The organism is Candidatus Pelagibacter bacterium nBUS_25 (assembly GCF_051200975.1).
GTDB lineage: Bacteria > Pseudomonadota > Alphaproteobacteria > Pelagibacterales > Pelagibacteraceae > Pelagibacter.
In genome coordinates this window covers 1,014,462-1,039,538 of sequence record NZ_CP172846.1, presented here as the reverse complement: position 1 = coordinate 1,039,538, position 25,077 = coordinate 1,014,462, and the positions used below count along the sequence as shown (strand labels likewise).

The following is a 25,077-nucleotide window of genomic DNA, read 5'->3' as shown; positions in this document are numbered from 1 at the left end:
TTAAGTTAAATATTTACCATGTGTAGTTTTGGCCCAATAATGTGGTTTGGTTATTACTTCAAAAATTCCGATGAATGCCGCAACACTATGCAGCATCCAGTAAATAGGAACTAGCGGTAAGATAAAATATAATTTACTAAATTTTCTATTTATGCCTGCAACCATTGACATAAAAATATTAGATAAATTGTATAAAAGTATTCCATAAATAAAATATGTTAACAAATCATCTCCAAATCCTACCCAACTTGAATAATCAGGGGATGTAAGCAAGAAAAACCCTTGTAAAATAGCCAAAGGATTAATTAAGAAATTTATTAATGGTAGTGTTAAAAATAAGTGAAATCCTATAAATCCCCTTAAACCAGTTTTCCATAAGAATTTAAATGGATTTCTATTATGAATTAAGACAGTTATCATGTGTCCTTTAATCCACCTTGTTCTTTGTTTAATCCAAGCTCTTTTGGTGCCAGTTGCCTCCTCCCATGTAGTAGAGTTCAAAATTGTTGTCTTAAATCCTTTTTGATAAATACGAACACCTAAATCCGCATCTTCAGTTACATTGTACGAGTCCCAATTATAAAGTTCGTATAATTTTTTTCTTTTAAAATGATTAGATGTTCCTCCTAAAGGAATTGGAGAATTAACTTTATTTAAACCAGGCAAAAACCAATCAAACCATTGAGCATATTCCAATGAAAATAATCGAGTTAAATAATTATAACTTCGATTGTAATAATTAAGAGAAGCCTGCAAACAAATATAATCATCAGGTAAAGATCTAAATTTAGCTACAGCTTTTAATAATTGATCTGTCTCAGGTTTATCTTCAGCATCATAAATACAAACATATTCACCCCGACAAAATGTTAAAGCATAATTACATGCCTTAGGTTTTGTTTGTGGATAACTTTTAGGTACGATAATGAATTCAAAAAAATGAGGTGGATTTAATTTTTTTGCTAATTCAATAGTCTCTAAATCGTCTTCTTCAAAGATTAATTTTACATCAAGCTTTTTCTTTGGGTATTTTAATGCAGATATATTTTTAATAAGTTTTTTTAAAACTTCAGTTTCTTTATATATAGGAATTAATATTGAGTACGTAGGTAGATTCTTTTGTCCTAAAATGGGAATTTCTTTTTTATATCTATTTTTAAATTTCAAATAAATAGCCACTACAAAAAGCCAAACCCTAAATGATGAATTGATTAAAAAAACACACGTACAAAAAGCGGCAAAACAAAAAGAGGTTTCAGCTGGATATTTATAGCCACAGGTGACTAACGTTCCAATTAATAACAATAAAACAATTGTAAGTTTTAAGGAAAATACTTTTTTTGCAGATAATTTGGGATCTCTGTCATGAAGTAATTCAGATGCATTGTTAGTATCTGTTCTTTTATAAATTTTTTGAAAAAATAATTTCAGGTCTCTAGGTGTTGTTAATACAATTTTTATTTGATCCTTTTGATATTCAGACAATAAAAAATCTATTAATTCTCTATCTATATTTGTTGCTAAAATTAAAATTTTACCATCTTGCTTTGCAAAAGGGTGACATCTATTTTCAAGGTACGAAATATGTTTATTTTTTTTTCTAAAATTTAATAAATTTCTTGATATATTTTTATTTTTTTTAATTTCATCATGTAAAATGAAATCATAACCATGTAGACTCGCTATATTTTTGTAATAATCTAAATATGAAATTATTTTTCTATTAATTATCTTTTGGGATATTTTTTTTAATTCAGGTGTTAGATTTGTTAAATTAAACCCTTTATAATTTCTAACTTTTAATTTTTCGTTCTTTATAATTTTGAACCTTGGAAATGATAAAATTTGTGTATTATCTACGTGTATCATTGCTTATTACTTTCTATTAAAAAATAATCATCAAAAATTAATTAGTATTTTTGCATTTTTATAAAAAAAAAAATTTTTTGAAGATTTAACACCTTCATTTTGGGTATTTTAGATATCTTGAAGTGAAATTACTTCTAATTTTCTAGTTTTAAGAGATTTTATAGCTTCCAAGCATGCTTGAGCAGTCGACATATTTGTACAATATGGAACTTTGTTTTTAAGTGTTGCTCTTCTAAGTGCTATTGCATCATTTAGTCTGTGCTCAGTATTTCCTCCACCCGTATTAATAACTAGTGCGATTTTTTTAGAGTCTAAGACGTCTACTATATGAGGAGATCCACTACTTACTTTATTGATGATTTTACATTTAATTTTATGTTTTCTAAAATACTCCGCAGTTCCTTTTGTAGCACAAAGTGTAAAATTTAATTTAATTAGCTCTTTTGCTAAATCTATTCCTTCATCTTTGTGAGAATCTTTTAATGATACAAATGCCAATCCTTGTTTTGGTAATGAGTTGGCAGCACCAATTTGACTTTTAGCAAACGCCATTCCAAAGTTTTTATCAAATCCCATTACTTCTCCTGTTGACTTCATTTCAGGTCCTAAAAGTAAATCACTGTTTGGAAATTTGTTAAAAGGAAACACTGCTTCTTTAACTGCATACATTCCTTTAGATTTATCTCTTAAATTAAACTTAGATAATTTTTCACCAGCCATGACACGGGATGCAATTTTAGCAAGAGGCAGACCTTTTGCTTTAGATACAAATGGCACCGTTCTACTAGCTCTAGGATTTACCTCAATTACATAAATTTCATCTTTTTTAATTGCAAATTGAATATTCATGAAACCTTTAACTTTTAAGGCTAAAGCTAATCTCTTAGTTTGATTTTCAATTTCTTTAATCAAGAATGGCTTAATTGATATTGGAGGTAGGCTACAAGCTGAGTCTCCAGAATGAATTCCTGCTTCTTCAATGTGTTGCATAATACCTGCTACATGAACTTGTTTTCCATCCGATATTGCATCAACGTCAACTTCCATTGCATGATCAATAAACTTATCAATTAAAATTGGGTTTTCTTCAGCTGCCTTAAAAGCTTCTTCAACAAAGTTTTTAAGCTGGCTTTTTTCATGAACAATTTCCATTGCTCTTCCACCTAATACATATGAAGGTCTAACCATTAAGGGTAAACCAATTCTCTCTGCTATTTGAATAGCTTGCTTGAATGTTTTAGCAATTCCACTTTCAGCTTGTTTTAACTTTAATTTATTAAGAAGATTTCTAAACAAATCTCTATCTTCAGCTAAATCAATTGATGTGTACTGCGTTCCTAAAATTGGCAGTTTGTTATCATGTAAAAATTTAGCAAGTTTAATTGGGGTTTGGCCACCAAACTGAGCAATAATACCAACTAGGTTTCCCTTTTCTTTTTCTTTTTTAATTATATTAAAGACATACTCTTCTTTTAAAGGTTCAAAGTACAACCGGTCACTAGTATCATAGTCAGTTGAAACCGTTTCAGGGTTGCAATTGATCATGATGGTCTCAAAACCAGCATCCTTCAGTGCAAAACTAGCCTGACAACAGCAATAATCAAACTCTATTCCTTGTCCTATTCTATTTGGTCCACCACCTAATATTATGATTTTTTTCTTAGCTGATGGATCGGCCTCACACTCAGAATTAATTGAAAAATTTCTTTGGTATGTAGAATACATATAAGGAGTAAACGATTTAAATTCAGCTGCACAAGTATCAACTTTCTTAAATACCGGTAATATTTTAAGAGCAGTTCTTTTACGTCTAACGGCATCTTCCGATGTTTTTGTAAGTTCAGACAGCTTTTTATCAGAAAAACCAATAGATTTTATTCGGTTAAACTCATTAAAATCTTTAGGTAATCCTTTATATTTAATCTTAGTTTCATTATCTACAATTTCTTTAATTTGCTCTAAGAACCAAGGATCAATTTTTGATAAGGTAAATATTCTCTTTAAATCGATTTTTTTTCTAATCGCTTCAGCAACTAATAAAATTTTATTTGGAATACTTTCTTTAAGTTTCTTCTCAATTTGTTTCTTATTTAGATCAAATATTCTATCTAATCCAGAAAACCCTGTTTCAAGTGACACCAATGCTTTTTGAAGCGACTCTTTAAAGTTTCGACCAATTGCCATAGCTTCACCAACTGATTTCATAGATGTACCCAATGTTGCAGGTGAAGTTGAAAATTTTTCAAATGTAAATCTTGGAATTTTTGTTACCACATAATCAATACTAGGTTCAAATGATGCAGGTGTAACTTTTGTGATCTCATTTTTTAATTCATCTAACGTGTAACCAACAGCAAGTTTTGCTGCAACTTTTGCAATTGGAAACCCAGTTGCTTTTGATGCAAGAGCAGATGAACGTGACACTCTTGGATTCATTTCAATTACAACCATTCGACCATTTTTGGGATTGATTGCAAATTGAACATTTGATCCACCTGTTTCAACGCCAATTTTTCTTAAACATGCAATGGATGCATTTCTCATTACTTGATATTCTTTATCAGTTAAGGTGAGAGCAGGGGCAACAGTAACGGAGTCTCCCGTGTGTATTCCCATTGGATCAATATTTTCAATCGAACAGATGATGATGCAGTTGTCTTTTTTATCTCTTACTACCTCCATCTCAAACTCTTTCCAGCCCTCCAAACACTCTTCAACTAATACTTGGCTTACAGGAGACTCGTGTAATCCACTTTTAATAATTTTTAGATATTCTTTTTCATTTTTAGCAATCCCACCACCAAGGCCTCCAAGAGTAAATGCAGGTCTAATGATTGCAGGCAATCCTATTTTCTTTAAAACTTTAGATGCTTGATTAATGTTATTGACGATTTCAGATTTAGGTAGATCTAAACCAATATCAATCATATTTTTTCTAAATTTTTTTCTATCTTCTGCGTTAGATATTGCTTTAGAGTTTGCGCCGATTAATTCTATTTTGTATTTTTTTAGAATTCCTTTTTTCTCAGCTTCCATTGCAAGGTTAAGAGCAGTCTGACCACCCATGGTTGGAAGAATTGCATCAGGTTTTTCTTTTTTGAGAATTTTTTCTAAAACCTCTAAAGTAATAGGCTCTATATAAGTTTTATCAGCAACATCAGGATCAGTCATAATTGTTGCTGGATTTGAGTTAATTAACACAACTTTATAACCCTCATCTCTTAAAGCTTTACATGCTTGTGTACCTGAATAATCAAACTCACAAGCTTGACCAATAATAATTGGACCAGCTCCAACAACTAATATTTTTTTAAGATCTTTTCTTTTTGGCATTTGTTTTCATGTTGTTGATAAATTCTTGAAATAAATAAACACTGTCTTGTGGTCCTGGGTTTGACTCAGGGTGGTATTGAACTGAAAATATTGGTTTATTTTTTAATCTGATACCTTCAATACAATTATCAAATAAAGATTTATGAGTAACTTCAATATTTTTTGGCAAACTTTCTCTAATAATTTCAAAACCATGGTTTTGACTTGTTATTTCAACATTGTCGTGAACTAAATTCTTAACTGGGTGATTTGCACCTCTGTGACCTAATTTCATTTTTTTTGTTTTAGCACCAAGTGTAAGGGCTAGTATTTGATGCCCTAAACAAATACCAAATATCGGTAAATTTTTTTTAATTAAATCTTTAAGTATATTGATTGCATATTTACCAGTTGCCGCAGGATCCCCTGGACCATTGGATAAAAATATACCATTTGGTTTAAGAGCTAAAATTTTATCAGAGGGTGTTTTGCATGAAACAACGGTTACTTTACAATTAAAGTCAGAAAAATATCTTAAAATATTTTTCTTTATTCCATAATCTATTGCAACTACATGAAATGTACTTTTATTATTTTTTTTATAACCGGTTTCTTTTTTCCAAGTTTTAAGACCTTTCCAAACATAGTTCTTTGGGGTTGTAACTTTTTCTGCAAGATCAAGGTTTTTTAATCCACTCCACTTAATTGTTGAGTTGGTTAATTTACTAATATTGAATTTACCAGTTTTAGAATAAGCAATAGTTCCTTTGGGAGCACCTTTATCTCTGATAAAATTAGTTAAACTTCTAGTATCTAACCCTGTAATTCCAACTATCTTATTTTTTTTAAGCCAAGCATCTAAATGAAGAAATGATCTGTAATTCGATGGTGATGTTATTTCTGAATTAAACACTACTCCTTTAGTCCATATTTTATCAGACTCGTAGTCCTCTTTATTAGTGCCAACATTTCCAATATGAGGGAATGTAAAATTTATGATTTGCCCGGCATAAGATGGATCTGATATAATTTCTTGGTATCCAGTTAATGATGTATTAAAACAAACTTCCCCTGTTGCTTCTCCTTGGAAGCCAATTCCAATTCCTTTAAAAACCTTTTTATTTTCAAGAACTAAGACGCCCGTGCTGATTTGTGAATTTTTTGAGTTCGATTTTTTTGCTTTTTTGATCAATTACAACTCTTGAGTTAGAGGTTAATACAATAATTGCATTATTATCGCAACAGAGATGTAATATAAAATTGTAAAAAAACAATTTTTCTTTTGAAGATTTTTTTCTTTGAAGTAGATTAAAAAATTATGGCATTAAAAGAAACTATCGAAACTGAATATAAAAACGCACTAAAAGCTAAAGATAAAACTAAAATATCAACCTACAGGTTAATATTATCATCTATTAAGGATTTAGATATTGTGAACAGATCTGGTCCTAACAAAAAAGATACTGATGACGAAGATATTAAAAAGCTTTTAAAAAAAATGGTTAAACAAAGAGCCGAATCGATAGATATTTATAAAAAAAACAACAGAACAGATCTTTTAGAAATTGAGCAAAATGAATATGAAATTTTAACAGCGTTTTTACCCAAACAGCTTGGCGAAGAAGAAACTAAGAAAATATGTGCTGAAGTTATATCAAAACTTGGAGCAAGTTCAGTTAAAGATATGGGAAAAGTAATGGGTGAATTAAAAAAACTACATGCTGATGAAATTGATTTTGCAAAAGCAGGTCCACTAATTAAGGAACTATTGGGTAGTTAATGAAATACCCCAAAGAGTACTTGGATGAAATTAAAACGAGACTCAAAGTTTCAACAGTCGTATCAAAGTCAGTTGCTTTAAAGAAAAGAGGCAAAGAATACGTAGGTTTGTCTCCATTTAAAACTGAAAAAACTCCATCGTTTACAGTTAATGATGAAAAAGAATTTTATCATTGTTTTGCAACATCTGAGCATGGAAATATTTTTGATTTTGTAATGAAAACACAAAATTTTAAATTTGGTGAGGCTGTTAAACACCTTGCTCAGCTAGCTGGTATGCAACCTTACATGTTTTCAAAACAAGACGAGGAAAGAGAAAAAAAATGGAAAGAATATTTATCAATTTATAGTCAGTATGTTGATTTTTATCACAGTGAGCTATTAAAAAATGAAGCCTATTCAAATGCTAGAGATTATTTAAAGAATAGATCGTTAGGCAGAGAAGAAGTTAAAAAATTCAAAATTGGCTACATAGAAAAAAATCCCAGTTTTTTTGATAAATTAAAAAATGAATTTAGTGAACAAGCTTTAGTAGAAAGTGGATTGTTTTACCTAGATGAAAAGAAAAAAATATATGTTGAAAGATTTAGAGGAAGATTAATTTTTCCAATAAATAATATTTCAGGACAGCCAATTGCTTTAGGTGGAAGAATAATAGAAAACTTAGATTACTTAGCAAAATATATTAATTCACCTGAAACAACTTTTTTTAAAAAAGGTTCAAATCTTTATAATTTAGATTTAGCAAGGAAATTATCTAATAAATTAGATCACATTTATTTAGTTGAAGGATACATGGATGTTGTTGGATTGAGTAAAAATGGAATTGAAAATGTAGTTGCTAACCTTGGAACTTCACTAACTGATAAACAAATTTTAACTTTAAATCAGTTCTTTGACGATATTATAATTTGTTTTGATGGTGATGAGAGTGGATATAAAGCTGCTCTTAGAGCCGCTGAAAATTCTATAAAAGAATTAAGACCTGAAAAACAAATATCCTTTTTATTTTTACCGGATAAGGAAGATCCTGATAGCTATGTTAATAAACATGGAAAAAACTACTTTGTAGATTTTACAAAACAAAGCAAGTTATCGATCCATCAATTTATTTTCAGTCATTACAAGAAACAAACTGAAAACAACCCATCTTCAATGGCAATATTTGAAAAAAAACTTAGATCTATAGCAAATACGATTAAAGATGATTTTATTAAAAAATATGTGCTTGAATATTTTTTGGAAAAAATTGCAGAGTTAACTCCTCACTCCAATCAAAATAAGAAAAAGTTTTATATAAAAAAAACAAAATCACTGGACTCAACTAAAAAATATTTTAACGAAAGCCAATCAATAACTGGTGTAGAGCTAAAAGAATTTTCTTTACTATATCTACTTCTAAATAATCTATCTCTTTTTCAAGCAAATATTCATTTAATTGAAAATATAAAGTTATTCACAGAAATAAATAAACAAATATTTAATTCCATTATTGAAAGATTAAAGTCTGGTGAGCAAATTAGTATTGAAGATGTAAATTTGGATAAACAGCTATTGGATAAGATAAATAAATTTGCTCCAATTAAACATATTCTGAAAAATAAATCTGAAAATGACAATCAAGCAATAGAGTTACTTGATGATATTTCTAAAGATTTGTTTAATTACGATCTTGAGTTCAGAATCCAAGAACTAGAATCGAGGTTTTCAAAAGATATGAGCCAAACAACATTTAATGAGCTAAAAGACTTGAAAAAAGAGAGAAAAATCAACTAATCTTAATAAATTAGCAATGGATTTTTGTTAATTTGATATTATATAAGTCTTTCAAACTTATATTGCTGTGGAAAGAATAATTACTAAATCATTTGCTAGATTAATGGGTAGAGGAACCCACAGAGGGTTCATCACTTATGAAGAGTTAAATAAATCTCTTGGAAAAAGAAATCTATCTGATGAAAATTTATCTCAAGCATTCATTCATATTTTAGATGAAGGTGTAGCGTTAGTAGAAAAAAAATCTGATTTTAAAATTTTAAGAAAAAAAGAAGGATCCTCCAAAGAAGAAGGTAAGACAATGGAGAAAAGTGATGATCCTATTAGAATGTATCTTCGAGAAATGGGTGGTGTTGAATTACTTTCCAGAGAAGGTGAAATTGCAATAGCTAAAAGAATTGAAGCTGGAAAAGATGTGATGTTGATTGCATTATCTCAGAGTCCAATGACTGCTCAGCAATTCTACGAATGGAATGATCAATTACAAAAAGATGAAATTTTAGTTAGAGAAATTATTGATATCGATACAAATTACATGGAAGATGAGTCCACTGGACCAAGTGCAAAGCAAAAAAATGCAGGTGAGACAGACAAAGATGAAAATTCTGGTGATGGTGACGACGATGATTTTAATCCAACCCTTGCTGCTATGGAGACTGAAATTAAACCTAAGGTGTTAAAGACAGTAAACACTTTAACAAAAGAATATACAAAATTAATTAAATATCAGAAAGAAAAACTAGATTGTGTTCTAAGTTCTCAAAATTTTTCTCCTGCAAAAGAAAAAGGATACCAAAAGATTGTAGATGAAATTTTAGAAAATATTAAGTCACTTCAGTTATCACCTTCAGTTTTAGAGGAGCTGGTTCAAAAGCACTATGTTGAAAATAAAAAAATTATATCTCTAGAAGGTAATCTTTTAAGATTAGCAATGGATAATAACATTCCAAGAAATGAGTTTATTAAATTTTATATTGGCAATGAGATTAATCCAAATCTTAAAAAATTTTTAGATACCAACTTAATTTGGAAAAAATTTTTTGATAAAAACAAAGAAGAGTTTAAAAATATTAGAGAAAGATTAATTGAAATTAGTCATAAATTGGGGATTTCTGTCACTGACTTTAAAAAATTAGTTAGCAGAGTTCAAAAAGGTGAAAAAGAATCTAGGATCGCCAAAAAAGAAATGGTTGAAGCCAATTTAAGATTAGTAATATCAATTGCTAAAAAATATACTAATAGAGGTCTTCAGTTTTTAGATTTAATTCAAGAAGGAAACATCGGTTTAATGAAAGCTGTTGATAAATTTGAATATCGAAGAGGTTACAAATTTTCCACTTATGCAACATGGTGGATTAGACAAGCAATTACAAGATCTATTGCTGACCAAGCTAGAACTATAAGAATTCCAGTTCATATGATTGAAACAATCAATAAGATCGTAAGAACTCAAAGATTAATTTTAAGTGAGTTTGGAAGGGAAGCAACACCTGAAGAGTTAGCTCAAAAACTTAGAATGCCACTTGATAAAGTGAGAAAAGTATTAAAAATTTCTAAAGAACCTGTTTCATTGGAAAAACCAGTAGGAGATGAAGAAGATAGTAGTTTAGGAGATTTTATAGAAGATACAAAAGCATTAGCACCTCTGGAACAAGCTATTAAATCAAATCTTGGTGAAGCAACAACAAAAATTTTATCCACATTAACTCCAAGAGAAGAAAGAGTTCTAAGAATGAGATTTGGTGTTGGAATGAATACAGATCATACTTTGGAAGAAGTTGGATTGCAGTTTTCGGTAACAAGAGAGAGAATTAGGCAAATTGAAGCAAAAGCTCTTAGAAAATTAAAACACCCTAGCAGATCTAAACAATTAAAAAGTTTCTTAGAAAGTTAATTTTACTGGGCCGTTAGCTCAATAGTAGAGTACTGCATTGACATTGCAGGGGTAGTTGGAGCGTAACCAACACGGCCCACCATTTATTTGTTATCTATAATTGATAACTTCTTTAAAATGTTATAGTTAACAGTAAGTTTTGGGCCTGTAGCTCAGTTGGTTAGAGCAGTACACTCATAATGTATTGGTCCCAGGTTCGAAGTCCTGGCGGGCCCACCAAAATTATTAGTTTTTTGAAAAATTTTCTAAAATTTCAAATAAGGCTTCTATTTGACCATCATTAGAATTCAAAATTGATGCAAACTCTTCTTTTTGTGTTCTTGCTAAGCTGAGTCCCTCTATTATCAGATCTCTAATTAAAGGTTCGTCAGGATTTTTTGTATAAACTCTCCAATCAATTTTTACCTCAGGTCTATCAGGTGTACTAATTAATATACTATTAACAATTGTATAATTTTCATTTATGACTTTTTTACTCTGAACATCAATTTTGGGATTAGTGTATTCAGACAGTCTGCTAGAAAAAGTTTTTAAAAAATAATTTTCAAATAAACCAAAATATGTTCTTTTTTGATTGTCATTTAAATTTTTTCTAGCCGAACCTAGGGTATAAAAACCTATTCCTTTTATATCTACAGTTTCCTTAGCAATAGTTTTTAGTGCATTTATTTTTTCTTCTTTTGAAATATTCTTTGATAGAATTTGTGATGCCCTATTTACAGTAGATTGTACAAATATATTAGGCTCAGTAGAAAAAACATGCCCACAAAATAGGTTGAAAAATATTATGATTATAAGAATTCTTTTCATTAAAATTAATTTTTTTATTAGGATTACTTGTTATCTATTTCTTCCCAGTCTCCTTCATCTTCATAGATAACATCTACCCTTCCTCTTTGATTATTCTTAATTTTATTTTCTCTGTCTTGCAAATATAAGCTTCTTAAAGATGCATAAAAATCTATTGAATTTTTTTCAAGATTGTCAAGTGACTCCAGATTATTTGATCTAAAATCAATACCATCTAAAGCTCTGGATGCTATAAAAACCCCTTCACTTAAAAACTCATTATTACCATGTACTGATATGTTATACCAAGGGTCACCTCCTAATATATTAGCAAATGATCCAGCAGTATCTCTAACAGTAGATGGACCTAATACAGGCAGCACTACGAAACAGCCTGGTCCCACACCCCATTTTCCTAAGGTTTGACCGTAATCTTCTTTTTCATATTTAGGAAAACCCATTTTATTTGCAACATCAATAGTTCCTAAAAGTCCTACTGTTGTATTTACAACTAATCTGCCAGTATTTATTATTGCTATCTTAACATCGCCCTGCAAAATATTATTAGGTATTGTTATAAGATTAGATAAATTTTTAACTGCATTTCTAGTACCCTTTTGAATTGGATCTGGTAAATCTCTATAACTTTTTGCTATTGGTTTTATAAGCGCTTTATCCAAACTTTGATTAAATGCAAAAGTCGCTCTATTCAACTTTTCAAAACAATCTTTTATTTCTTGTGGTTGATCTTTTTTTAATACTAATTCACCATCAGACCCAGCATTTGCATTAAATACCAATAAAAAAATATAAATTATGGTTATCGTTAGTTTTTTTAGCATAGCCAATTATATATATATTATTATAATTTAAAAAATAACATTTAATTCTAAAAAATGTCTACAAAGTGTTTATAAATGGTCAAAATTTATACCTAAATTGAGCATGAATATAATTAAGAATTATTCTCCAAACTTTGAAATAAAAAAAAGAAAACCAAATCAAATTAAATTTATTATTTTTCATTATACGGGAATGAAAAAGAGAATCAGACGCAATAGAAAGGCTTACAAACACGGAATCTAAAGTCAGCTGTCACTATTTAATTAAAAATAATGGAGAAATAGTAATTATGGTGCCAGACCTTTACGAAGCTTGGCATGCTGGATTGTCATCTTGGAAAAACTTAGTATCTCTAAATAAAAATTCAATCGGAATTGAAATAAGTAATCCAGGTCATAATTTTAATTATAAAAAATTTTCTATAAAACAGATTCGATCTATTAAAAAACTAAGTAATTTTTTGATTAAAAAATATAAAATTAATAAAAAAAACATTTTAGGCCATTCCGATATTGCCGCAACTAGAAAAAAAGATCCAGGTGAAAAATTTCCATGGAAATATTTAGCTCAAATAGGAATTGGTAAGTGGCATTCGTTATCAAAAGCAAATCTTATCAAATATAGAAGAAAAAAAGTAAGCCAGAAAGATAAAAAAAAATTTTTTAACAATATTTCAAAAATTGGATATTCAATCAAAAACCCGACAAAAATTAAAAAAGATAAATTTTTAAATTTTGTAATTACGGCCTTTCAAAGAAGATTTAGACAAGAATTGATAAATGGTAAAATTGACCAAGAATGTTTGCTTATAAGTCAAAATCTAGCAAAAAAATTGAATTAAAATTTCTTGCAGTTTTGTAGTTAAGTAATAAGTTGGAGTTGCCAGATGAATGATTTATCGCTTTAATTTATTAAAGAGGAAAGTCCGGGCTCCGCAAGGATACAGTGCCAGATAATACCTGGCGGGGGTAACCCTAGGGATAGTGCCACAGAAAATAAACCGCCATAACATGGCAAGGGTGAAAAGGTGTGGTAAGAGCACACCGGTTCTATTGGTAACAATGAACGCTGGAAAACCCCACTGGGAGCAAGACTAAGTAGAGATGACATTGTCGAAAGACTAAAAGCCATCCTTGGCTAGTCATCAGGGTTAGTTGCTTGAGCTTAAGAGTGATTTTAAGCCTAGACAAATGATGGATTTAAATGACAGAACCCGGCTTATAGTTTATCTGGCAAAATTATCCACAGTTTAAGATTACATCTAAATTAGATGTTCACGCTTTGATTCACTAATGAGTCAATAATGTTCTATTTTTTCAACTCAAGATATATGGCTCTCAATATAAAAAAATTTGAATTAATTATTATTTTTAGTATTAAAAAAGTTGTTAAAAACAGTCAAAATTTACAAGATTCAATATTTGACACTAAATTAAATAACCCATATATTCCCACATATTCCCAATTATGGAATTTAAAAATTATAAATTATATGTTTTTATCAACTTACGAGAACAAACTAGACAAAAAGGGGAGAGTTTCTGTGCCTGCTAGTTATAGATCTCATCTTTCAAATTTAGGATACAACGGAGTTATTTGTTATCCTTCTTTTAATAACGCTTCTATTGAAGCTTGCTCCCAAGATAGAGTAGAAAAAATTTCCTCTGCTATAGACTCTTTAAATCCATTTGAGGAAAAAAGAGATTTTTTTGCAACATCAATTTTAGCAGAAAGTACAAACTTACAATTTGATGGAGAAGGAAGAATATCACTTTCATCAAAATTATTGAAGCATGCAAAAATTAAAAATATTATGTTATTTGTTGGTCAGGGCCAAACATTTCAAATTTGGGAACCAACAGCATTTGAAAAATTTAAGGCTATAGCAAAAAAAAAAGCAAATCTAAATCGAGCAAGTCTTAAATGGGAAAAACATTTTAACAATAACGAGGGGAATAACAGATGACAATTAACTTTAAAGCACCAGAAATTAAAGAATTACAGCCACGACTTTTAGTAATGGGAGTTGGTGGTGCAGGTGGAAACGCAATAAATGAAATGATTGAAAATAATCTACAAGGTGTAGAATTTATTGCAGTCAATACTGATGCACAAGATTTAAAGTTAAGTAAATGTAAAACAAGAATTCAAATTGGTTTAAATTTAACCAAAGGATTAGGTGCTGGTGCCAAATTAGATATTGGTCAAGCAGCAGCAGATGAGTCTTTAAATGAAATTGTAAATACTTTGCAAGGTGCAAATATGGTTTTTATTGCAGCTGGTATGGGTGGTGGAACAGGTACTGGCGCTGCTCATGTTATCGCTAGAGCTGCAAAGGAATTAAATATTTTAACTGTAGGTGTTGTTACCCTTCCATTTTTATATGAGGGTCCTTCTAGAATGAGAAGGGCACAACAAGGTTTAGAAGAATTAAGAAAACACGTTGATACAATAATAGTTATTCCAAATCAAAACTTGTTTAAAATTGCAAATGAACAAACAACATTTGAAGACTCTTTTAATCTTTCAAATAATGTTTTAATGCACGGTGTTCAAAGTATAACTGATTTAATGGTGAGACCAGGTTTAATTAATCTAGATTTTGCTGATGTTGAAACTGTTATGGCTTCTATGGGCAAAGCAATGATGGGCACTGGAGAGGCAGAAGGAGAAGGTAGAGCTCTTAAAGCAGCTGAGATGGCTGTTAGTAATCCATTGATTGACGACTATACTCTCAAAGGTGCAAAAGGATTATTGGTTAATATTACAGGTGGAAAAGATCTTAAACTTTTTGAAGTAGATGAGGCGGTAAATAAAGTTAGAGCTGAAGTTGACCCAGAAGCAGAATTGATTATTGGTGCAATTACTGATTCTGAATTAGATGGAAAAATGAGAGTTTCAATTGTTGCAACATCTTTAGATGGTCAGCAACCTGAGACTAAATCTGTGATAAATATGGTGCACCGTATTCAAAATAGAAATCCAGGTTATTCAGATTTTTCAAACATAGGATCATCTGCATCTTTTAACTTTTCAAATTCAATTTCAAATCCCGTTTCACATGGTGCCAATGCACTCAAACTAGATAATGAAATTATACAAGAACAACATCAAGAACATTTGAATTCTAATATTTCAAATGAGGAAACAATGCATAGTAATAATCTTGAAACAGAAAGTGTTATTGAAGATAGTTCTGTAAATGAAATGGAAAAATCGTTTACTCAAGAAGCTATAGAAGCTTCTGAAGAACAAACAGTGGAAGAAAATATTGAAGAGGATGTTTCTAATGATCTTAAAGAATTTGGAGTTGATTCAGACGCACCAGATTTATTTAATTCAGAAACTGAAAATTCAAGTTCTGATGAATTAATATCTTCAAGCCATGAAGAAGAAGATGACGATCTTGAGATACCAGCATTCTTAAGAAGACAAAAAAATTAATGGTCTTCAAAGATATAAATGGACGCCACCATAGTACTGGATGAGCAAAAGCATTATCCTGTACTGCTAAAAGAAATTATTAGCATTATTTCCCCTCAATATGGTGGCACATTTATTGATTGTACTTTTGGTCAAGGGGGTTACTCAAAAAAAATCTTAGAGTTTGAAAACACTAAAATAATAGCTTTAGATCGAGATATCGAAAGTGAAGTAATAGCTAATCAGCTAAAAAATAAATTTGAAGACAGGTTTTTATTTAAAAACATTAAATTTAGTCAACTAAATAATCTAAAACTTAAAAACGAAAATGTTAAAGGAGTAATATTTGATCTTGGTTATTCTTATGTTCAAATTAAAGATCCTAAAAAAGGCCTGTCATTTGAATCTAAAGGAAATTTGAATATGCAAATGGGTTTGAATAATTATTCTGCCGAAGATGTAATCAACAAACTTGATGAAAAAGAGTTAGATAAAATATTCAAATTCTTTGGAGAAGAAAGAGAGAGTAAATTTATAGCTAGAAATATTATTAAGGAAAGATCTAAGAAAAAAATAGACACTCAAACACTTGTTGAAATCATAGATAAAACAAAAAGAAAAAAGAACTTTAAAGTTCATAGTGCTACAAAAGTTTTTCAAGCTTTAAGAATTTTAGTTAATAGAGAAATAAGTGAATTAATTTTTGGACTAATTAATGCAACCAAGGTTTTAAAGAAAGATGGTGTATTAGCTGTAGTTACATTCCATTCATTAGAGGATAAAATTGTAAAATATTTTTTCAAAAGTCTTTCTGAGAAAAAAAGTATATCAAGATATGCCCCAATTACAGAACAGCCAGAAACATTACTTAAATTAAATGAAAAAAAAGCAATTACACCCTCTGATGAAGAGATAAGTGAAAACTTACCATCAAGATCAGCAAAACTTAGATATGTGATTAAAAAAAATGACTTTTATGATTTTAAAACTGACGTTCTAGAACAATTTAGTAACTTAATTGAGATAGAAAATTTTGGAAATAAGTTATGAAAAAAATTGCCCTAGTTTTAGTTATTTTTTCATTAATTTTATTTACCGCAATTATAAAAAATTCTGCCAAAAAAAATGAGGATAAACTTTTCACAGTAAAAGAAAATATTAGAATTTTAAATTCAGAACTTGAGAAGATCAAGTTGGAGTTTGATTACCTGAGTTCTTCTGACAAATTATTAGAGTTTCAATCATTATATTTTGAAAATGATTTAATACAAAAAAAAATTGAAAATATAAAAGTCTTTAAAATTACAAATAAAGATAAAGAGATTAAAAATTTAAAAATAATTAGCGAATAATGGAAAAATTAAAATCGAAAATTATTATTGAAGATTATAAAAAAAATTTTGATTATAAAAAAAATAATACAAGTTTAAATATTGAATTTAATAGAGTGGCGTTTGTATTCTTTTTCTTTTTTATTATTTATTTAATTTATACTATTCATTTAATCCATCTTGGATCTCGTAAATCTAAGATAGAATTAAATAATAATGTGACAACGTTTGCAAATAAACTCTATAGAGCTGATATAATTGATGTAAATGGCAATTATTTAGCTAAAACGGTCAAATCTATAGATATAGGCATAAAGACAGCAGATATAATAGATAAGAAAAAACTTTTATTAAGCTTAAATATCTTTTTTCCAAATAAAGATTTTAATAAAATTAAAAAGCAACTCGATACAAAAAAGTTCTTTTGGTTAGAAAAAAAAGTCTCAGAGGAAAATTATGAAAAATTAATGAAGCTTGGTGATAATTCTATAAAACCTGAAGAAAAAGTTTTAAGGATGTATCCTCAAAAAAATCTTTTTAGTCATATTATTGGTCAAATAGATGATGATAATAATGGAATTTCAGGTTTAGAAAAATCATTCGATGAGGTTCTTAGAAATTCAAAAAAACCAATAAAACTTACAGTCGATAAGAATGTACAATTTTTAATACGAAAAGAACTAATTAAATATCAAAAAATTTTTAAAAGCAAAGGCAGTGCTGCACTACTCATGAATGTGAATAATGGGAATATACTTTCACTTATTTCATTACCTGATTTTAATCCCAATGAAAGACAAAATATAACTGATGCTAATTTTATTAATAGAGTAACTAAAGGAACTTATGAGCTTGGTTCAGTTTTCAAACCATTCACATTTGCAAGCGCTTTAAATGAAGATTTAATAAAACCAGAAACAGAATTCATAGATTTACCAAAATCAATTCAATGTGGTAAAAATAGAATAGGAGAATATGACAATAAAATTCCATCAGATTTAACTGCCGAACAAATAATTATTAGATCTGGAAACATTGGTTCAGTTAGAATTGGACAAAAAATTGGACCAGAGAAGTATAAATCTTTCCTAGAAAAAATTGGTGTCCTTAGCCCAATTGATTTTGATATTAATGAAGTAGCTCCACAAAAAGACTACGATTTTGGTAAATGTAAATTAGCTACAGCTTCATATGGCCATGGTATTGCAACTACCATCATTCAGTTAGCAAAAGGATATGCAATATTATCTAATGGTGGTTATGATGTTAAGCCAACTTTAATTTATAAGGATAATGAAAATTCTAAAGGTGCAAGACTTTTAAATAGTGGTGTATCTGATCAAGTGGTTACAGTTTTAAGAAAAATTGTTAATACCGAAGAAGGCACTGCAAAGTTTGCAAATGTTCCAAATTATGAAATTGGAGGCAAAACAGGAACGGCAGATAAAGTTTTAAATGGTATTTATTCTGATGATGCAAAGGTGAATACTTTTGCTTCAATTTTTCCAACTTCAAATCCTCAATTTGTATTCATAGTGATGCTAGATGGGCCAAGAAAATCTAAAGATTATTATTATAAATATAGACATCGAAAGGGTGGTTGGAGAGGAACATTAAATAATAGTGCTGGATGGACTTCGGTAGAGGTAGCTGGAAAAATAATGGATAAAATTGGGCCTATTTTAGCCACAAAATATCTAGAAATTAATTAATTATGCTCCTAGGCGATTATTTTCAAAACATTCAAGCAACCTATAAAAAATTTTTTTTTTCAGGAATTACTTTTGACAGCACTCAAATAAAAAAAAATAATATTTTTTTTGCAATTAAAGGAAATAAGATAGATGGTAATGACTTTGTTCCATCTGCAATCTCTAACGGTGCAAAAATAGTAGTAACTGAAAAAAAAATTAATGGACTAAAAAATGGCATTCTATTTATTAACTCAAATAATATTAGAAAGTTATTAGCTGAAATATCATTTAAAATTAATAATAAAATACCAAATAATATTATTGCAGTTACGGGTACAAATGGAAAATCCTCTATTGCCGATTTTTATTATCAAATATTAAATTTGAATGATAAAAAAGTTGCATCAATTGGAACATTGGGTGTTAAATCAAGAAAATATAAAAAAGATTTATCTAATACTACCATAGATCCAATTCAATTAAGTAAAATTTTAAATAAATTAAAAAAACAAAATATTAACAATGTTATTATGGAAGCATCTAGTCATGGTCTAAGTCAAAACAGGCTAGATGGCTTATTGTTTAATACAGGAATATTCACAAATTTGTCACAAGATCATTTGGATTATCATAAAAATACAAAAAATTATTTAAAAGCAAAACTATATCTATTTGAAAAATTAATTAAAAAAAGAGGCAATATAATAACCGATGAACAAATACCAGAATTCAAAAAAATAAAAGATATGGCAACCAATAAAAATTTAAATCTTTTTTCATTGTTAGATAAAAAAAATGATTTTCAATTGTTATCTCATCAGTATCAGGGTGAGTCTCAATTGTTAGAGATAAAATATAAAAATTCAATTCATAAAATTAGACTTAATCTGATAGGAAAAGTTCAATTTAAAAATGTATTAATGGCAGTCATTGCCACAATCAAAAGTAGCATCAATATTAAAGACATACTTAGTGTAATACCAAAAATTAAGTCTGTAGAGGGAAGATTTGAAAAAGTTGGTAAAATAAAAAATAACTCAAAGGTAATCTTAGATTATGCACATACACCAGATGCTTTAAAAACTTGTCTTACAAATATAAAAGAACAATTTCCAAGTAAAAAAATAACTTTAGTGTTTGGTTGTGGAGGTAATAGAGATCAAAATAAAAGAGCTAAAATGGGTAAAATTGCTGATCTTTTTTCAGATAAAATTTATCTTACAGATGATAATCCAAGACTAGAACAACCTAGTAAAATAAGAAAAGACATAAAAAAGGGAATAAAAAAACAAAAAGTGTTAGAATTTTCTAATAGAGCCAAAGCAATTGCAGAGGCAATAAAACACTTAAATACAGGCGAGATTTTACTTGTAGCTGGAAAAGGTCACGAAAAAGTTCAAGAAATTGGTGTAAAAAAAATTTTTTTCTCTGATAAAAAAATTATCCTTGAAGCAATAAAAATTAAAAATTCAAATTTATCAAATAATTTAAAGGTTAATATATTTAACGAGCTTAGTTTAGAAAAAAAAATATCCAACAAAATCTTTTTGGATAAAGCTAGAATTAATTCAAAAGAAATAAAAAAAAATGATATTTTTTTTGCAATTAAAGGAAAAAAAAATGATGGTAACAAATTTATAAGTGAAGCTTTCAAAAAAAAAGCATCAATTGCAGTAGTTAATAAAATTGAAAAAAAAATAAATATTTCTCGTCAAATTAAAAGCAAAGACCCTCTAAAATTTTTAACAAAAAGTTCTGAGTTATATAGAGAAAATATAAAAACAAAAATTATTGCTATAACTGGTAGCTGTGGAAAAACTACTTTAAAAGAATTGTTGGGCAATTCATTAAAACAGATATCTACAGTTGGTATTTCACCTAAATCTTATAATAATAAGTATGGAGTTCCATTAAGTCTTTTTAATTTAGATCAAAGAAATAAATATGGAGTTTTAGAAATTGGGATGGATAAAAAGGGTGAAATAGACTATCTGTCTAAAATTGTAAAACCAGATGTTGGTGTGATTACAAATATTAATTATGCACACGCTAAGAATTTTAAGAATATAAAACAAATTGCTTTAGCAAAATCAGAAATAATTAATAATATTAAATTTAATGGGTTTATTGTTTTAAATGCTGATGATGATTTTTATACTTTGCATAAAAAAATAGCAAATAAAAGAAAACTTAGAATTTTATCATTTAGTATTGATAATCAAAATACAAATATAAAACTAGTAAGTATTAAGAAAATTACCAATAAGTTTAAAGCAATAATTAGAGTAAATGATTTAAAAACTTATTTTTTTATTTCTAATAATTTTCAAAATAATATCTTAAATATTTTAGCTACTTTAGCTGTAATGAGTATTTTTATAAATATATCTAAATTGAATAAAAATATTTTTATGGGATTTAAAACACCAGATGGTAGAGGAGATATTACTAAAATTAAGATTGATAATAAAAGATTAAACTTGGTAGATGAAAGTTACAATTCAAACCCGTTGTCTCTTAAATCTTCAATTTTAAATTTTGATAAAATTCAAATTAACAAAGGAAAAAAATATCTATTATTGGGTGATATGTTAGAACTAGGAAAACACTCAAAAAGGCTTCATCAAACTATAGGAAAAATAATTAATAACACAAAGATAGACAAAGTCTTTGTTAAAGGAAATAAAGTTTTATTTACATACAATTCTGTTTCAAAAAAGAAAAGAGGCAGGGTGTTGAATAACAACTCACAAATTATTGATTTGATTAAAAATGATTTAAATAATAATGATTATCTTATGGTTAAGGCCTCAAATGCAACAGGATTTAATAAGACAATAAGAGAAATTAAAGGATAAAATAAATGCTTTATCAATTTTTACTTAATTTCGTTGATACCTTTGGGTTTTTAAACGTTTTTAAATATATCACCTTTAGAACAGGACTATCTTTATTTACTTCATTAATTATAGTTTTGTTAATCGGTGGACCTTTTATAAATTTTTTTTCAAATAGAAAAATTGTTAATCCTATACGTGATGATGGTCCACAAGATCATATTATAAAAAAAATTGGTACTCCAACAATGGGAGGAGTAATCATTTTGTTTGGATTATTACTTTCTGTATTATTTTGGGGGGATTTATCAAACACAAGTGTTTTATTTTGTATCTACATTGCCATTTCATTTGGTTTACTTGGAGCCTTTGATGATTATAAAAAAATAAAACATAATAATTCCTCAGGAATTTCATCTAAATTTAAAATATTATCACAAGTTATATTAGCTATATTGGGAACTAGTTTATTTCTTTATTTTGTTGATTATCAAGAAATTACAAATTTATATTTTCCATTTTTTAAAAATTTAATAATTAATCTTGGGTGGTTTTTTATTCCTTTTTCTGTATTTGTAATTGTTGGCTCATCAAATGCAGTTAATTTAACAGATGGGCTTGATGGATTAGCTACAGTCCCTGTAATTTTAGTTGCAGGTTGTTTTGCGTTTATAAGTTATGTAACTGGAAATATTGTTTTTTCTGATTATTTGCAAATTCCATACATTGAAGGCACTGGTGAGGTTTCAATTTTTTGTGGTGCGATAATAGGATCATGTTTAGGGTTTTTATGGTTTAATGCTCCACCTGCTAAAATTTTTATGGGTGACACAGGCTCTTTAGCACTTGGAGGCTCCTTAGGTGCTGTTGGAATAATTACAAAACATGAAATAGTATTAGCAATTACAGGTGGTTTATTCGTTCTAGAGGCTGTTTCGGTAATGGTACAAGTAATTTCTTTTAAATTAACTGGTAAAAGAATTTTTAGAATGGCACCAATACATCATCATTTTGAAAAAAAAGGATGGCCAGAGTCAACTGTGGTAATTAGGTTTTGGATCATTTCAATCATTTTAGCAATGATAGGTTTAGCCACTTTAAAATTAAGGTAATGATTGAAAATAAAAATATTTTTTTAGGAAAAAAAATATTAATTTATGGTTTGGGAAAAAGTGGAATTGCTTCATATAAATTTTTAAAGAATAAATCTAAAGTATATTTATTTGACGATGATTTAACAAAAAAATTTAGAAATCGATCATATCAAAGGTTAAAAAGTATTCAGGCAATATCTAAAATTAAGTTTGATGGTGTTATTATCAGCCCTGGAATTGATATTTTAAAATGTAAATTATCTAAATTTCTTAAAAAGAGTAAATCTAAAATTTATACAGATTTAGATGTATTCTACACATTTTACAAAAATAAAAGTATCACTATCACTGGGACTAATGGAAAATCAACCACTGCTAAAGTATTACATGAAGTTTTATCAGACCAAAAGTATGACTGCAGATTGGTTGGAAACATTGGAAATCCAATATTATGTGAAAAAAAAATTACTAAAAATACTTTTTTTGTGGTTGAAGCTTCATCATATCAACTAGATTATAGTCAATTATTTACCTCTAAATACTCAGTAATACTTAATATAAGTCCTGATCATATAGAGAGGCATAAAAATTTAAAAAATTATATTAGTGCTAAATTTAGATTATTAGACACACAGTCTAGGGAGTCTATAGCTTTTGTAAAAAAAAATGACGTGCTAATAAACAAAAAGTTACATAGTAAAAGATATAATCCAAAAATTATTAAAGTTAATTTAAAAAAAGCTAATAAAATAATTAAACTAATAAAAAATAAATACTTTTTATCTGCAGGTAACCTAGAAAATTTATCATTTATTTTAAAGATTTCAGAAAAATTAAATTTAAATAATAAAATATTAATTAAAACTTTAAATAGATTCAAAGGATTAAAATATCGACAACAAATTGTCTATGAAAATAAAAATTTAACAATAATTAATGACTCGAAATCAACAAGTTTTGCATCATCAGAAAATTTATTAAAAAATTTAGAAAATGTTTATTGGATTTTAGGTGGCATTCCTAAAAAAGGTGATAAATTAAATCTATCTAAAAAACATTGCAAGAATTTTAAAACATTTGTATTTGGTAACCATTATAGAGAATTTAAAAAAAATGTTAGAAATAAAATTTCTATTAATCATTTAAAATATTTAAAAGATATATTAAAAGAAATATTTTCTGATTTAAAGAATGAGAAGTTAAAAAAAAATATCATATTATTTAGTCCAGCTGGGGCATCATTTGATAGTTTTAAAAATTTTGAAGATAGGGGAAAATATTTTAATCAATTAATTAAAAAATTTGTTAATGCAAAATAATATTTTTATATTTAAATTTTATTATCAATGGTGGAAGAATATAGATAAATCAATATTTTTACTTATTAGCTTATTATTTATAATTGGACTTTTTTTCTCGTTAGTTTCTACATCATTAATTGCTTCTGATAAATTAGATACAAATAGTTACTTCTTTTTTTTTAAGCATTTAATCTATATTTTTATTGGAATATTTATAATTTTTATTTTTTCTTCTTTAAAAACTAATAAATTATTTCATTACTCATATTTTCTTTTTTTTATTACTTTGGTTGCTTTACTTTTAGTTCCCATTATTGGTGTTGAAGTTAAGGGATCAAAAAGATGGATAGACTTATTTTTTTTACCAAGATTTCAACCCATTGAATTATTAAAACCCTTTTTCGTTATTATGATTTCAACTATTTTATGTAGTGTCAGAACTTCAAATATTTATTTAAAATATTTATTATCAACAATCTTGGTATCTATAATTGCTTTATTTCTTATAATGCAGCCTGATATAGGTCAAACTCTTCTCGTTATTTTCTCTTGGGCAGTTTTAATTTTTACATCTGGAGTAAATATCTTTTTACTTTTTGGTCTTTCTACTATTGCTATTATTTCGTTAGTTTACTTAATTATGTACGTACCTAAGTTTGATTATATTCAAGGTAGGATTTTTTCTTTTTTTAATAGAGATACAGGAACACATAATTTTCAATCTGACAAAGCTATCGAGTCTATTACAAGTGGTGGTTTCTTTGGTAAAGGAATTGGTGAAGGAACTTTAAAAAATCGAGTACCAGAAGCACACACTGATTATATAATCTCTGTAATTTCTGAAGAGTTTGGTGTTGTTGCCATAATATTAATATTATTATTATTTTTAATTTTTATTTATATGGTTTTTAAAAAAATAAACTTGGAAAAAGATGATAAAATTAAACTTGTTTTAATCGGATGTGTGAGTTTAATTTTAATGCAAGCAACTATTCATATAGGTGTTAATATCAGATTGTTTCCAACCACAGGTATGACCTTACCATTTTTGAGTTATGGAGGTTCTTCAATAATAAGTATCTCAATAATATCAGGCATAATCTTAAATTTAACAAAAAGAAAAATAAAAAATTAA

At 28.0% G+C, this 25,077-nt stretch carries 18 protein-coding genes, 2 tRNA genes and 1 other RNA gene; 16 read left to right on the top strand and 5 right to left on the bottom strand.

The window, feature by feature from the left end; genetic code table 11:
- The 3 genes from ACIJYH_RS05515 to carA all read right to left on the bottom strand — a co-directional run bounded on the left by ACIJYH_RS05515 (position 1) and on the right by carA (position 6,373).
- On the bottom strand, positions 1–1,869 hold the full coding sequence (locus ACIJYH_RS05515) for a glycosyltransferase family 2 protein (RefSeq protein ID WP_435162637.1): 1,869 nt from the start codon (positions 1,867–1,869) through the stop codon (positions 1–3).
- Between the two features lie 108 nt (positions 1,870–1,977).
- Positions 1,978–5,202, bottom strand: a complete 3,225-nt coding sequence (carB, locus tag ACIJYH_RS05510) for a carbamoyl-phosphate synthase large subunit (protein ID WP_435162636.1) — start codon at positions 5,200–5,202, stop codon at positions 1,978–1,980.
- Positions 5,180–6,373, bottom strand: a complete 1,194-nt coding sequence (carA, locus tag ACIJYH_RS05505; RefSeq protein WP_435162635.1) for a glutamine-hydrolyzing carbamoyl-phosphate synthase small subunit — start codon at positions 6,371–6,373, stop codon at positions 5,180–5,182. The genes carB and carA overlap by 23 nt, the downstream gene beginning before the upstream one ends.
- A gap of 126 nt (positions 6,374–6,499) precedes the next feature.
- Between carA and ACIJYH_RS05500 the strand changes: the two genes are divergently transcribed.
- The 5 genes from ACIJYH_RS05500 (at position 6,500) to ACIJYH_RS05480 (ending at position 10,849) form a co-directional block, all read left to right on the top strand.
- Entirely contained in the window at positions 6,500–6,961 is a 462-nt protein-coding gene (locus tag ACIJYH_RS05500; protein ID WP_435162634.1) for a GatB/YqeY domain-containing protein, read from the top strand.
- Positions 6,961–8,736, top strand: coding sequence for a DNA primase (gene dnaG, locus ACIJYH_RS05495; protein WP_435162633.1), 1,776 nt, complete (start codon positions 6,961–6,963; stop codon positions 8,734–8,736). The genes ACIJYH_RS05500 and dnaG overlap by 1 nt, the downstream gene beginning before the upstream one ends.
- 67 nt (positions 8,737–8,803) lie before the next feature.
- Positions 8,804–10,630 (top strand): RNA polymerase sigma factor RpoD, encoded by a 1,827-nt coding sequence (gene rpoD, locus ACIJYH_RS05490; protein ID WP_435162632.1) that lies wholly within the window; start codon positions 8,804–8,806, stop codon positions 10,628–10,630.
- A 7-nt stretch (positions 10,631–10,637) separates the two neighbouring features.
- Positions 10,638–10,712 (top strand) — tRNA-Val (locus ACIJYH_RS05485).
- Between the two features lie 59 nt (positions 10,713–10,771).
- A tRNA-Ile gene (locus ACIJYH_RS05480) sits at positions 10,772–10,849 on the top strand.
- 6 nt (positions 10,850–10,855) lie between these two features.
- Here the strand turns inward: ACIJYH_RS05480 and ACIJYH_RS05475 are convergent.
- Complete coding sequence (locus tag ACIJYH_RS05475) at positions 10,856–11,440, bottom strand: MlaC/ttg2D family ABC transporter substrate-binding protein (protein ID WP_435162631.1); 585 nt, start codon at positions 11,438–11,440, stop codon at positions 10,856–10,858.
- Positions 11,441–11,463: 23 nt separating this feature from the next.
- A complete protein-coding gene (locus ACIJYH_RS05470) occupies positions 11,464–12,261 on the bottom strand; it encodes an MlaA family lipoprotein (protein WP_435162630.1) in 798 nt (265 codons plus the stop codon).
- A gap of 290 nt (positions 12,262–12,551) precedes the next feature.
- Between ACIJYH_RS05470 and ACIJYH_RS05465 the strand changes: the two genes are divergently transcribed.
- The 11 genes from ACIJYH_RS05465 (at position 12,552) to ACIJYH_RS05415 (ending at position 25,077) form a co-directional block, all read left to right on the top strand.
- A complete protein-coding gene (locus ACIJYH_RS05465; protein ID WP_435162629.1) occupies positions 12,552–13,103 on the top strand; it encodes an N-acetylmuramoyl-L-alanine amidase in 552 nt (183 codons plus the stop codon).
- Positions 13,104–13,144: 41 nt separating this feature from the next.
- Positions 13,145–13,499, top strand: an RNA gene (gene rnpB, locus ACIJYH_RS05460) — RNase P RNA component class A.
- A gap of 255 nt (positions 13,500–13,754) precedes the next feature.
- Entirely contained in the window at positions 13,755–14,228 is a 474-nt protein-coding gene (mraZ, locus tag ACIJYH_RS05455) for a division/cell wall cluster transcriptional repressor MraZ (RefSeq protein ID WP_435164259.1), read from the top strand.
- Entirely contained in the window at positions 14,225–15,706 is a 1,482-nt protein-coding gene (gene ftsZ, locus ACIJYH_RS05450; protein ID WP_435162628.1) for a cell division protein FtsZ, read from the top strand. The genes mraZ and ftsZ overlap by 4 nt, the downstream gene beginning before the upstream one ends.
- Before the next feature lie 18 nt (positions 15,707–15,724).
- Positions 15,725–16,735 carry a 16S rRNA (cytosine(1402)-N(4))-methyltransferase RsmH gene (gene rsmH, locus ACIJYH_RS05445; protein ID WP_435162627.1) on the top strand — a complete coding sequence of 337 codons (1,011 nt, stop codon included), beginning with the start codon at positions 15,725–15,727 and terminating at the stop codon, positions 16,733–16,735.
- Positions 16,732–17,037, top strand: coding sequence for a cell division protein FtsL (locus ACIJYH_RS05440; protein WP_435115944.1), 306 nt, complete (start codon positions 16,732–16,734; stop codon positions 17,035–17,037). Before rsmH ends, ACIJYH_RS05440 begins: the two co-directional genes overlap by 4 nt.
- A complete protein-coding gene (locus ACIJYH_RS05435; RefSeq protein WP_435162626.1) occupies positions 17,037–18,728 on the top strand; it encodes a peptidoglycan D,D-transpeptidase FtsI family protein in 1,692 nt (563 codons plus the stop codon). Before ACIJYH_RS05440 ends, ACIJYH_RS05435 begins: the two co-directional genes overlap by 1 nt.
- 2 nt (positions 18,729–18,730) lie before the next feature.
- Positions 18,731–21,568: a UDP-N-acetylmuramoyl-L-alanyl-D-glutamate--2,6-diaminopimelate ligase gene (locus ACIJYH_RS05430; protein WP_435162625.1), complete on the top strand. Its 2,838-nt coding sequence runs from the start codon at positions 18,731–18,733 to the stop codon at positions 21,566–21,568.
- A gap of 5 nt (positions 21,569–21,573) precedes the next feature.
- A complete protein-coding gene (gene mraY, locus ACIJYH_RS05425; protein WP_435162624.1) occupies positions 21,574–22,659 on the top strand; it encodes a phospho-N-acetylmuramoyl-pentapeptide-transferase in 1,086 nt (361 codons plus the stop codon).
- The gene (gene murD, locus ACIJYH_RS05420) at positions 22,659–23,960 is read left to right on the top strand and encodes a UDP-N-acetylmuramoyl-L-alanine--D-glutamate ligase (RefSeq protein WP_435162623.1); all 1,302 of its coding nucleotides are present in this window, start codon (positions 22,659–22,661) and stop codon (positions 23,958–23,960) included. The genes mraY and murD overlap by 1 nt, the downstream gene beginning before the upstream one ends.
- On the top strand, positions 23,950–25,077 hold the full coding sequence (locus ACIJYH_RS05415; protein WP_435162622.1) for an FtsW/RodA/SpoVE family cell cycle protein: 1,128 nt from the start codon (positions 23,950–23,952) through the stop codon (positions 25,075–25,077). The genes murD and ACIJYH_RS05415 overlap by 11 nt, the downstream gene beginning before the upstream one ends.